The 13,105-nt window shown below is 48.4% G+C and carries 8 protein-coding genes; 1 reads left to right on the top strand and 7 read right to left on the bottom strand.

The window, feature by feature from the left end; genetic code table 11:
- Positions 1–14 precede the first annotated feature (14 nt).
- A complete protein-coding gene (locus FHS16_RS17105) occupies positions 15–572 on the bottom strand; it encodes an NUDIX hydrolase (protein ID WP_183565365.1) in 558 nt (185 codons plus the stop codon).
- A 179-nt stretch (positions 573–751) separates the two neighbouring features.
- Here FHS16_RS17105 and lplA point away from each other — a divergent pair, with 179 nt between their 5' ends.
- Positions 752–1,744, top strand: a complete 993-nt coding sequence (gene lplA / locus FHS16_RS17110; protein WP_183565003.1) for a lipoate--protein ligase — start codon at positions 752–754, stop codon at positions 1,742–1,744.
- A 91-nt stretch (positions 1,745–1,835) separates the two neighbouring features.
- Here the strand turns inward: lplA and FHS16_RS17115 are convergent, their stop codons facing one another.
- From FHS16_RS17115 to FHS16_RS17140, 6 genes are all read right to left on the bottom strand, one after another.
- On the bottom strand, positions 1,836–3,545 hold the full coding sequence (locus FHS16_RS17115; protein WP_183565006.1) for a methyl-accepting chemotaxis protein: 1,710 nt from the start codon (positions 3,543–3,545) through the stop codon (positions 1,836–1,838).
- A 104-nt stretch (positions 3,546–3,649) separates the two neighbouring features.
- A complete protein-coding gene (locus FHS16_RS17120) occupies positions 3,650–8,023 on the bottom strand; it encodes a M20/M25/M40 family metallo-hydrolase (RefSeq protein WP_183565008.1) in 4,374 nt (1,457 codons plus the stop codon).
- 324 nt (positions 8,024–8,347) lie between these two features.
- Complete coding sequence (pruA, locus tag FHS16_RS17125; protein WP_246431803.1) at positions 8,348–9,913, bottom strand: L-glutamate gamma-semialdehyde dehydrogenase; 1,566 nt, start codon at positions 9,911–9,913, stop codon at positions 8,348–8,350.
- Positions 9,914–9,926: 13 nt separating this feature from the next.
- The gene (locus FHS16_RS17130; RefSeq protein ID WP_183565011.1) at positions 9,927–10,841 is read right to left on the bottom strand and encodes a proline dehydrogenase family protein; all 915 of its coding nucleotides are present in this window, start codon (positions 10,839–10,841) and stop codon (positions 9,927–9,929) included.
- A gap of 28 nt (positions 10,842–10,869) precedes the next feature.
- Positions 10,870–11,772, bottom strand: coding sequence for an arginase (gene rocF / locus FHS16_RS17135; protein ID WP_183565014.1), 903 nt, complete (start codon positions 11,770–11,772; stop codon positions 10,870–10,872).
- Between the two features lie 93 nt (positions 11,773–11,865).
- A complete protein-coding gene (locus tag FHS16_RS17140; protein WP_183565017.1) occupies positions 11,866–13,077 on the bottom strand; it encodes an ornithine--oxo-acid transaminase in 1,212 nt (403 codons plus the stop codon).
- Positions 13,078–13,105 lie beyond the last annotated feature (28 nt).

Raw genomic sequence — 13,105 nt, forward strand, 5'->3', positions numbered from 1 at the left:
TAACCGATACCATTCTAAACTCGAAACAATCCATACCCTGCTAAGGGCACAACAGGAGAAAGGTCCAGCCTAAGCCCCTCTGACCGGCCATGAAAAGCAACGTCTACAAGCCACTGCGTAAAGCTGGCAACATCCATAGACTCCAGCTCCTGCAGCGTGAAAAAACCTGCTGCATCAACCTCAACATGGTCAGGAACGGGCTCTCCGCTCACATATTCCATTTCAAATGCTACGTATAGATTATGGATGCTCCGCGGCTGATCACGCAGTGCCACAACGTTTTTGACAATAGCCTGCACGCCGCATTCTTCGAGCACCTCTCTTTGTATCGTGTCCTGTATCGCTTCCATCTGCTCAATGTAGCCGCCGGGGTTGGTCCATTTTCCTTTACCCGGCTCCTGTGCCCTGCGAACGAGTAAAATTTTGTCTTCTTTCACCACAAGCGCGCCAACGCCAATGCTGTAATTGCCCCAATGTACAAAGCTGCAGCTAGTACACGCTCTCCTCATCGTTCCATCCACATCTCTAGTTTCCAGCTCATGGCCGCATGCCATGCAAAACTTAGCATCCATCTGCATCACCTCTAGCTCCAGCTTCTGTCTCATCAGATTATACGAATTATTTGGGCTGCTGCATAGTACGCCATCGCTTTACTTATCGAAGAGCGCTGGATTCCCCCTCCCTGTTTGAATATCAGCTCCGCAAGCAGGTATAATGCCTTTAAGAGCTTTCACATTGGAGGAATATACCTATGCGTTTTGTAAGCAACAACGGCATAACCGATCCTGCCATAAACTTGGCACTGGAAGAATACATTTTGCGTTCCCTGCCAGACCATGACGATTACCTTCTTTTCTACATCAATGAGCCGTCCATTATTATTGGCAAAAACCAAAACACCGTCGAGGAAATCAACGCGGAATATGTAGAAGCAAACAAGCTTCACGTCGTCCGTAGACTCTCTGGAGGCGGCGCCGTTTATCATGATTTAGGCAACTTGAATTTCAGCTTCATCATGAAGGATGACGGCAAGTCCTTCCATAACTTCAAGAAATTCACCGAGCCTGTCGTCCGGGCGCTTCAGGAGCTTGGCGTCGATGCCGCCATGACAGGCCGCAATGATCTGCAGGTCGGCGAACGGAAAATTTCCGGAAACGCGCAGTTTTCTACCAAAGGAAAAATGTTCAGCCATGGTACGCTGCTCTTTGATTCCGAGATCGAAAACGTCGTATCTGCGCTTAAGGTCAACGCAGAGAAGTATGTTTCCAAATCAACCAAATCCATTCGCAGCCGCGTTGCCAATATTGCAGAATTTCTGCATGAACCGCTGACTATTGAACAATTCCGGCAAAAGCTCCTGCAATCCATCTTTGAGCAAACGCAAGACATCCCCTTCTATGAGCTCTCGGACGATGATTGGGAAAAGGTAAGGAAGCTTGCAGATGAGCGTTATCGCAGCTGGGAATGGAATTACGGCCGCTCTCCCGCATTCAACGTCCAGCAGAAGAAGCGGATCGAAGGCGCCGGTACTTTCGATGTCAGGCTCCAGGTTGAAGAGGGGTTGATCGTTGGCGCTGCCATCTACGGTGATTTCTTCGGACGCGGCGACAGCGCTGAGGCTGCCGCGAAGCTGATCGGTGCGCGGTACGAGGCTGCCGCTTTGAAGCAGCTGACCGCAGCCTTGGATCTCCCATTCTACTTCGGGCCTATAACCGAAGATGACTGGCTCAGCTTGCTTATTTAAGCATCTTATTTAATCATTACGTTAAACAACCCCCGCGCCACTTGGCTCGGGGGTTGTCGTGTTTCTATTCGGCACAATCCATCATTACCTGCTATTCCATTCTGAACTTAGCGACATGACCCTGCAAGTCGCTTGCAACGGCATGCAAGGCAATCGCCGAGGCAGTCATTTCTTCCATGTAAGCGAGCTGCTCTTCCGTTGCGGCCGATACGCTTTGCGTCAATGCCGACGCTTCATGCGCCTGCTTCGCACTCAATGTCGTAGAGCTTGCTATCTGTTTCGAGCCCACCGAGATTTGCTCGGATGATAGGGAGATCCCTTGCATTTGACTTGCTACTTCCTCCACCGAGCTGCGAATAAGCTGGAACTGCCTGCTCGTCTCCGCTACTGAGCGCATCCCTTTTTTCACCTCGCTTTTGCCCTTGTCCATCATCGTCACGGCACGAAGCGTATGATTGCGTACAGCACCGAGCGCCTTCGTTACCCGTTTCGATGCATCCGCCGATTGAACCGCCAGCTGCCTCACCTCTTGGGCAACAACCGCAAAGCCTTGACCATGCTCTCCCGCTCTAGCAGCTTCAATCGTTGCATTTAATGCAAGCAGATTCGTCTGTCCGGCTATCGTAGAAATGAGTGTAACGATTTTCTCGATTTGCTGCACGCTCTCTCTCAGCTCATTCATGAACAACGACGTATCATCGACAATCTGGTCTATCCTCCCCATATCACGGCTAGTATTCTCCATATAGGAGTAGCCTCCGTCTACAATTTGAATGGCTTGCTCAGACGTTTCCGATATGATGCCAACCGAGGCTGTGATCATACCGATCGCATTCACGATTTCATCCATCGACCGAGAAATAGCCGTTGTTCCTTGCTGCTGCTGTTCTGCTGAGGAGACAACCTGCTGAATAGATTCTACGATATAATAAGTCGCCGATGAAGTTTGCCTTGCGCCTTCCCGAAGCTCCTCGGAGCTTGTCGCTAACTGATCGGCGGCTGCGTTCACTTTCTCGATCATCGCTTGCAATCCCGCTCTCATTCCCGCAAATGAGTTCGCTAATGAACCGATTTCGTCCTTATTCCGAATATAAAGGGGGGCGCTGCGCAAATCACCGCCAGCAACGGCGGCTGCCATGCTCGACAAACGTTTGATCGGATTTGAAATATTTCTCGACAACAAGGTGCCGAGCAGCATCGTTGCAGCAATCAGAATCATGCTGCCAACAAGCATCGAGGCATTCGTTCGCTGAACCTCCTTGCCGTTAGCCGCGACCTCCGAGGCCATAAGAGTTTCTTGCTTGGATGCCAGCTTTGCTGCATTCGTGCGAATCAGCTTAGCGAGCGGGAATATGCGAGTATTGGCATAAGAACTCGATTTCGCCGTTTCAACGCCGCTAAATTCCTTGATTCGCTCCATATACTGCACATTCCAGCTCAGAAGAGCGTTCAGCTTTTCGATATCCTCCTCGTTCTGCAGCAATCCGAGCGCAGCTCCCGCCCGGCTGACAATGTCCGCACTGGAGTCGTTTACTTCCGCCAGCGCATCCTTGTTTCGATTCAACAAGTAGCTGCTAAAGCTGCTGTTAAGCTGTACCGCATTTAGCTGAATCGCTTCCATATGTACGAGCACGGCCACATTACGGTCGATGAGCTCCGTATAAGAACCATTCAAGCTTTTCAGATTATAAAAGATAAAGCTTAACAAGAGCAGGATGAACACAATCGCAACTATAAAACCGCCATAAATCTTTTTGGCTATCGTAAACCTCCATTTGCTCCACACGTTTAATTTAATCATCGCTGTTCTCCTTCGATTCCCTGTCGGGACATTATGGATGCGGAGAAATAGGTTTAAATAAAGGAACTGCCGCCGGCAGTCCCTTTATTTAAAATGGCTATGAATTAATTTTGTTTCAACAGCTTGCTAATAATAACGGCTGCCTGCGCACGGTTGGCAATGCCTTTAGGAGCATAAGTGCCGTCTGTCATGCCGTTGATTACACCTTGCTGCGTGAGAAGCGCGATTGCTTCTTTAGCGTACAAGGCCATTAGGTCTTTATCAGCGAATTTGTCCAACGCGCCGTCAATATCGCTAACAATCGCATCCTTATTCACGATTTTCAAAGCATTCGCAGCCATAATGGCCATTTCCTCGCGAGTAATCGGTCTGTTAGGGTCAAATTTGCCTTCCCCTACTCCTTGCGCAAGTCCTGCTTTGACAGCAGCTGCTACAGAGGCATAATACCAGTCCGAGGCATCCACATCGCTAAAGGTTACAGATGCCGTCTCATCCGCTAATTGGAAAGCACGAACGAGCATCGTTAAAAATTCAGCCCGCGTTACTTCTTTCAGCGGTGCGAACGTCGTGCTGCTTAGGCCGGAAATGATGCCTTTGCCTGCCAGTTCTTCAATCGCCTCACCTGCCCACGCCTCAACCTTGCCAAGATCCTTAAATACAGGAACTACGACCGGAGTAGGTGTCGGGGTTGGCGACGGTGTTACGACCGGTCCAGGCCCGCCTGTACCAGGGTTTGCAGTTGGGGACGGTGTTACGACTGGACCGTCATCCACTTGGTCCGGAGAAGCAGCAGGAGCAGCCGCGAATATTGCGTTTGCTACAATTCTGAACTGCTTTTGCGCACTCGCTTTAATGAGTAAATCATTCGAAAATAATGTTACATGAATCTTGCCTTCGTCGTACGTAAAACCAACTACCTTCCCTTTCGCAACGGAACTGTTCGGCCACCAGCCTGCTTTCAAGAAATCAGCATCCATGCTGGCTGTTGCCAATACCTTGGCGCTGCCTGGAATAGCAGTCATATAAGAACCTGTACCTGTATACAAGTATTCTTTTTTGTCATACGCTGCTGTAATTGTATGCCCCTGCTCGAGCACTGCATTGAACAAGCCTTCATGGGAGCGGGATGTTGTTCCAAAGTTGAATCCTGGTAGAAGACCCGAGCCCTTCATTGTATTCATTGCATTTATTCCGAACCCGACGTATGGTTTCCCCGTGTTGATAAGCTCCGTACTTACCAATCCGCTCGTATTAATAAGAACATCACTTGTTGCCATATCGGCAGCTATTGGAAAACCTAAGCTATTCAATACAAATAATCCATCTGCTCCAGTGACTGAGACGCTAGCCTGCTTCAGCAGTTTTCCTTCTCTGCTGTTCTCTTCGTCGAATGGCACGATATCCAGCAAGTATTTTTGAGAAACAAGCTGAAGATTCGTTTTGGAGACTAGGAAATCCCCTAATTCATAACCAGTGGCGCCACTGCTAAGCATCGTCACTGATTTCTTCGCTGCCAGCAATTCATTAATCGCTTTGATTGCATCATTATTCGTGTTCCGTATTACATAATGTTTGGCATCTTCCGTTATCGTCGTCTTAGGAATGGTAATGGATGTGACGGCTTCCGTTTTGCCTGAAAATGCGCCTACTTGGCGAATCTCATACTTATCGAACCCCCTCATATCGGCAAAGCTTTGTACAATTGCCGCATAAAGCTCTGGAAAATCAGATACGTCAATACCATCATAAAGGACTAGATTAGCGTATCCTCTTTTAGCTTGCTTCATATTAATAACATAGGTCCCGATCGGATAAGTAACGGCATTCACGGTAACCTGCTTCGTGGTTTGCTCTACTTTCACTCCATTGTTCAATAGGTATTGCACCATTTCATAAGTTGCAAGACGGTTTTTTTGCAAACCGCTAGCTACTGGAAGCACATAGTAATCAGGGAAGAAATTGATTTCCTCGCCGCGTGGCCTGCCGATGACTTGGTCAGCTGCATTAGTCAAATACTGATCGACTGAACGGCTGTCAATGTTATCTATTCCGCGTTTATAAACTTCCAATTGGTTTAAAAACAGCTTTTCTTTGTTGTCAGATACATATTTAGTAGCTGCTACGCTTGCATAGAAGAGAGCGGTTGTAGATTCTTCATTAAGAGCCGGGATTTCCAACGTATGTCCTAGTGCACCATGGTGCATTGCATATACGGCTGTGTAGGCAGGTGAAGCATCATCCCAGCCTGATTTATTCGGACCGCTGTTGTTTTTGTGAGATTCATATGGAATTTCATAGCTCGGAATTTCCGTTTGTGCTATTCCTGCTTTACCCATTGCATTCGCTTGCTCTAGCATGCTGCCGATTAATAGATCGTACTCGAAATTCGGATCATGTGGAGGCGTACAAGGTTCAATCAGGAAGCTGCCCACAAAACCGTGCATATCTAAGAAGGACAAAGGCGACCACTTCGCAATGGCTTTAGTTACGATTTGTGTTTCGGGCTGTGTTTGGTATGAATTGTCACGGTTTAAATCGAATCCGTTGGCATTGGCCCGAGTATTTAAGTAACGACCATCCGGGTTCTGAGTGAAATTCATTAAGAATATCGCATCATCGAGCGCTTCGTTTATGTCCAAAGTAACTTTTTGAGGATTATTTGTATCTTTGCTGGTGCTGTACTCAATTTGATCATTTAAGCCAATTTCCCTGAAGAAATTAATAATAGAGTCAACGCCCGGCGCTTCATCCGGATGGATATTGTTTAACCAAATAGGTACTTTATAGTCGGTGTATGCACCGCTCTTAATTTTTTCCTGCAATCCTTTAGGATCATTCATCATAGCAGGCAATGTTTCGTTTAAGTATTTGTCTACTGACGCCTTGTCCTTAGCCAATATCGTGAAATAAATATTTCGACCCTGAACGGATTGTCCCAAAACCTGAGTTTCCACGTAACGTCCGTTCTTCTTGGCAATGGCTTCTGTAATCTCATCAATGGCAGGTTTAATTTCGTCATAAGTATGGTAGCTGTCATACGCATTAAGCTTAATTGGTGCGGTTGCGATCGTACGGCCATTCTGGTCAAGTACCGCAAAGTCACGCGTACCTATCATAGCGGGATATCTAGAGCGTACATTACCCGACAGGTTACCTGTGTTGTAAATCCAATCAAACGTTACTTTGGCTTTAACCGTTGTGCCGTCTAGAACGGCCGGCTCCTCCAAGTAGATGAACGGGTCGCCTGTATATGCGTTAGTAACCCACTTCTTCCATTCCGTCAAAGCTTTCCCGCCGTAAGACCATTGCAGATTCGCAAGCGTTACGCCTGCCGGAAGCTCGAATTGAACGTCAATTGTTCTTTTTTCAGTAATCGATGCTTTATCCGTGCTCAGTTGAAGCTTCTCTGGAGCAAGCTCCTCGACTTCAAGGATGATGCCTGTCAGCACTTTCGTAAAGGTAGTTAAATGCTGCTCAAGCCGTCCTGGATATTTGGATTGAATATACGCGAGTGTATCATTTGGCGTATGCCAAACTTCCCCATCATATTCCGAGTCTGAAGTTTGGGTATAACCATCCATAGCTCCTAGATTCCAGTTAGTCGCTTCCAAGTATGCAATCGGAATACCTGCTTTTGAGAATGCAGCGTGATCGCTCCAGTCGCCTGTCGTACCTGCCGGATACTTAGGATTCAAACCTGGATTCGTAATCAGATCCAGATCAAGACGCTCCGCAATGTCCAACCCTAGCTCGCGGACAAAACCTTTCGAGCCTTTGCTTCCATAGATGTACATAAAGTCACCGACAGCTAAGCTGTCCAGGTTAATCATGGCAACCGTATTTTGCTTATCTACGGTACTCATCTGAGAAACATAATATTGAGAACCTTGCGTACCTACCTCTTCAGCGCCAAATGCAATAAATTTAACGGTGTAAGGCGTATTCAACTGCGCTACCGCTTTAGCGGACTCAAGCATTACAGCTACACCAGAGGCATTATCATCTGCCCCTTTGCCAGCGCTCACGGAATCGTAATGTGCTCCGACAATTATCACTTTAGGAGATATGCCTATTTTCGTTGCTACAATATTGTTAGACGTTTTGCCTGAACTCCCATAGCTGAACGGTTGTACCGTTACGCCATAGCCAAGCTTTTCAAATTCCGCTTTCACATAGTTTCCGGCTTCAACCTCTTTGGCTGAGCCAGCAACGCGTGTTCCGATTGTATTAGCCAAGTAATCGAGATACTCATAAGCGCTTATACCAACTGTACTATCCGGTTCGGCTAATGCAGCTATCGCTGGCGATTCGGTTTCCTGAGGCTCTTCTACCACCGCAGGTGGCGCAGTATCCTCTACAGTTGGAGTCGTGCCGGCATCTTCCAACGCGAAGGCCGCACCAGGCGCTGCGATGGAGAAAACTAGCATTAAGGATAGTAAGAGTGCGAGCATCTTTTGCGATACAAATTTCTTAGACATGGTCTTCCTCCTTTTTTATCTAGCAATTCAGACGATCTGGCAGAGAGAAGTCAAACAGCAACTAGACAACTCTATACTCATCACTCCATTTCCGTTTAGCCATGATCAATTTTGACTGCATCTGCGATGTTATCTATAGGTTTAAAGCGTCAAAATTTGTATACAATATACTTAACACAATATACTTCTTTACGTGAGATAGTATAACACCGATATTTCATATGAACAATGAGTTTTTGAATATTCTACTATTTCCTCTCAAAATCGCAGTAATTATGTCAAATAAGATAACAAACGAATAGGAGGACATAAACAAAACCTCAATTATACCTTTATCGACGTTAGTTTAGCTTGCGTGAATAGCAGCATATAGTCATGCCCGCCTGCTTTAGAATCCGTACCTGACATATTGAACCCTCCGAAAGGATGTACGCCAACAAGCGCTCCCGTGCATTTGCGATTAATATAAAGATTTCCGCAATGCATGTCTTGTAGTGCCGTTTGTATACGTTCCTCGTCTGAGGAGAAGTAAGCTCCCGTTAACCCAAACTCCGTATGGTTATACATAGAGATAGCCTCCTGCCAGCTTTCCGCTTTCGCAATCGCCAGCACTGGGCCGAAAATCTCTTCCTGCATCAGATAATCATCTGGACCCGCATCAGCAAATACGGTAGGTTCAATAAAATAACCGCCCTCTAGTCCCTTATTGCCGCCTATCAATAGCCGCGCCTCGCTTTTTCCGATCTCAATGGCCTTCATTATTTTATCAAAAGAGCTTTTATCAATAACCGGACCAACCGCTGCATTATCCTCCGGCGATCCCATTATCAGCCTGCTTGTTCTGTCTTTTACCTTTTCAACCAATTCGTCATATACATCGGCTACCACAATCGCCCTCGAGCCTGCGGAGCATTTCTGGCCCTGGAAACCGAATGCTGATGCTACAATAGCGTCTGCGGCTGCATCAATATTCGCTGTTTCGTCCACGACGATGCCGTCCTTACCGCCCATCTCCGCGACCACACGCTTCATCCAGATCTGTCCAGGAGCCTGTTCGGCAGCAAGTCTATTAATGCGAAGACCTATTTCCTTCGAGCCCGTGAAGCTTACGAATCTCGTTTTGGGATGGCTGGTCAAATAATCCCCAATCTCCGCGCCGCTGCCCGGCAAGTATTGCATAACGTCAGCAGGCATCCCCGACTCTACCATTAGCTCATAGAATTTGTAAGCTATAATAGGCGTCGTTGAAGCTGGCTTAAGAATAATCGTATTGCCCGCAACAATAGAAGCCGTTGCCATACCCGCGCAGATGGCGAGCGGGAAGTTCCACGGTGGAATCACGATGCCTACGCCTAACGGGATGTAGCTCAAACGGTTATCCTCACCAGGCAGCTTGACGAGCGGCTTATGCTCATTGGTTTCGGCAAGCTTTACCATCTCACGAGCATAATAATCCATGAAATCAATGGCCTCTGCCGTGTCAGCATCTGCTTCCGCCCAGTTTTTGCCCGACTCAATCACGAGCCACGCCGAGAAATAATGCTTGCGTTCACGCATGAGTGCGGCAGCATTCATCAAGCAGGAGGCCCGCTCCCAAACCGTTGTGTTTTTCCAGCTTTCAAACGCCGTCAGCGCAGCATTCATCGCCTGTTCTGCCAGCTCACGGCTTGCTTTCGATACTTTTCCCACGATTTCATCCGTCTGGGCCGGATTAATCGAAATAATCTGATCCGAGGTATGTACGGCATGCCCCGCTATGTGAAGCGGATATTCCTTGCCTAGCTCTGCCCTCACTAAAGCGAGAGCGTCTGCAAATGCGGCATGATTGTCCTCCGAGGCAAAGTTGGTCATCAGCTCGTTAGCAAAAGGTGTTTCCATACGTTCTTTCATCGTAAAATCCCCTCTATTTCCACATATTTTTCAAAACAAACCATACATTGTCCGGCCGCTCAGCGAGCCTTCGCATGAAATAGCCAAACCAGTCCTCCCCATAAGGAACGTATATCCTTACGCGATAGCCTTCAAGCACAAGCTCATCCTGAAGCTCCTCGCAAATGCCGTAAAGCATTTGAAATTCAAACTGGCTCACCGGTATACCCTGGTCACGAATGAACGCTTTCGCCTGTTGAATAACGTCCCTGTCATGCGTCGCAATCGCCGTGTAGCTTCCGCTAAGCAAATGCTGCTCGATTAGGCGCATATAGGATTGGTCGACATCCGTTTTTAGCGGAAAAGCAACCTCCTTCGGCTCCTTATACGCGCCTTTTACTAGCCTTAAATTCGCATTCGTTAAGCCCAGCTCTTGCACGTCCTGCTCCGACCGATACAAATAGGCTTGAATGACAATCCCCACGCGGTCACTCGACGCTCGCAGCTTTTGATAGAGATCCAAAGCAGGCTGGCAATGTGCATAGTCCTCCATATCGATGCGCACGAAATTGTCCGTCTGTTCCGCAAGCTCCAAAATGCGCCGCATTTGACTCTCGCACAGCTCGCTGCCAAGATCTAGCCCTAAGCTGGTAAGCTTTAACGACAGATTGGCATTCACCCCCGAAGCCGCAATGGATGCAAGCGTACGCCTGCACATTTCGGTAGAATGCTCCGCTTCCTGCTTGCTGCTTATAAATTCACCCAAGTGATCAAGCGTTGCCATCTTGCCCTGCTTATTAAGCTTCTTCACCGCTTCAATCGAGCTGTTGATTTCAACGCCTGCCACAAAACGGCTTGCGCCCAGCCTAAGTCCGTACTTGCGGGCAAGGCCCCCAACCCTCCTGCTTTTACCCAACGTCAGAAAGAAGCTTCTCATTAATTTTTCCATCGTACGCCTTTAACCTCCTGCAATCGCCCTATATGATTCGTTTCCCAAGCAGAGAAGTTGCCATTTCCACAGCAAGCCGCGAGGTGCGCATCCCCACGTCGAGCAGCGGATTCACCTCTACGATGTCCATCGAGGTAACTCGGCCTGTTTCAGCTAACAGCTCCAGCGCAAGATGCGCTTCACGGTAGCTTATTCCTCCTGGAACAGGCGTACCGACACCAGCTGCTTCTGTCGGATCGAGACAGTCCATATCGAAGCTTACATGTACGCCATCCGTACCTTTGCTTACAATTTCAATCGCTTTCTCCATCACTGCCTTCATTCCCAAACGATCGATGTCATGCATGGAGAAGCAAGCTATCCCTTCGTTCCGAATAAACTCCTTCTCATAAGGATCGAGATCACGGGCACCGATAATGACGACATTTTCTTTCTTGATAAGCGGACCCGCCCCAGGGATATCGCTTAACTTGAACTTGGAAAGCCCCATCGCAATCGCAAGAGGCATCCCGTGCATATTGCCTGATGGCGTAGTCTCCTCCGTGTTCAAATCCCCATGCGCATCAAACCAAATCACTCCTAAATTGTCGTAATGGCCGGTCAATCCTGCTAACGAGCCAATCGAAACGCTGTGGTCGCCACCGAGAATAAGCGGGAAGGAATCGGCCATGACGGCCCGGTATACTTGCTCGCCTACCAAACCGCTCATTTCCTTAACCTCTGGGAAATATTTTGTTTTCGGCTGCTTAGGATCAAGCACGCCATGTCTAGGACAGTTAACTTCGCTATTGCCTACCAACTCGAAGCCCATGCTTCTGATTTGGCGGGCCAGCCCCGATTGAATAATACTTTCGGGCCCAAGCTCTGTTCCCGCGCGGCTTCCGCCCATCCAGAAAGGCACACTGATGAGTCTTACTCTTTTGTTAGCCATAGAATCCTCTCCCTCTGCCCCGTTAACCATCCTCTTTAATAGAACTCCCATGATGAACATCCTTCCTCTGCGCTGTCTTTGCCTGCAAGCATCCTATTGCGCATCCACTTGGAACACTATGCCTATTCGCTCCAGCGCCCAATCGACTTCTTCCTTCGTAACCGTTAGCGGCGGCGCAAAACGAATCGTCGTTGCATGCGTCTCCTTGCAAAGCAGCCCCTCCGCCATTAGCTTCTCGCAATACGGCCTTGCCTCTACATGCAGCTCCAGCCCGATAAACAACCCTTTGCCGCGAACCTCTTTGATGGCAGGGTGTCGAATGGCGGCAAGCTTAGTTGCAAAATATTGCCCTAGCTCATTAGAGCGGTCCGCTAACGCTTCTTCCTCCATCACCTCAAGCGCCGCGACCGAAACCGCGCATGCTAACGGATTTCCGCCAAATGTCGAACCGTGTGAGCCTGGTTCGAATACGCCCAATATGTCATCATGGGCAGCGATGGCCGAGATCGGCATAACCCCACCGCCTAATGCCTTGCCCATGATGTATACATCTGGCTCCACTGATTCCCAGTCGCATGCGAATCGTTTGCCGGTGCGTCCAAAGCCCGTCTGGATTTCATCCGCAACAAATAACACGTTGTTTCGCTTACACAACTCATAGGCACGTGCAAGATAACCCTCAGGAGGAATGATAATGCCTGCCTCACCTTGAATAGGCTCAATCAGAAAAGCTGCCGTATTCGGCGTAATCGCTCGTTCAAGCGACGCGAGATCGCCATAGGGCACAAGCTTGAAGCCGGGCGTAAACGGGCCAAAATCCTTCTTGTATTCTTCAGAGGATGAGAACGAAGTGACCGTTATCGTCCTTCCATGGAAATTGCCGGTGCATACGATGATTTCCGCTTGATCCTGCGGTACGCCCTTTTGCCGGTAAGCCCAGCGGCGAACGGCTTTCACAGCCGTCTCAACCGCCTCGGCTCCGGTATTCATAGCCAAAATTTTTGTTTTACCCGTGTACGCAACGAGTTTTTCATAAAATTGCGCCAAGGCGTCATTATGAAAGGCGCGCGAGGTTAAAGTCACTTTATCCGCTTGCTGCTTAAGCGCGGCTATAATTTTCGGATGCCTATGCCCATGGTTCAGTGCGCTGTAGGCACTGAGCATATCCATATACCGATTCCCTTCCGGATCCGTCACCCATACGCCCTCTGCCTCTGAAATGACAATAGGGAGCGGATGATAATTATGAGCGCCGTATCGGTCAGACTGCTCCATAACGGACGAAGTCGTCTTTAAAGTTTTCATTTGAAGGTTCACTCCCCCTAAATTTGTA

The organism is Paenibacillus endophyticus, from assembly GCF_014192395.1.
Taxonomy (GTDB): Bacteria; Bacillota; Bacilli; order Paenibacillales; family Paenibacillaceae; genus Pristimantibacillus; species Pristimantibacillus endophyticus.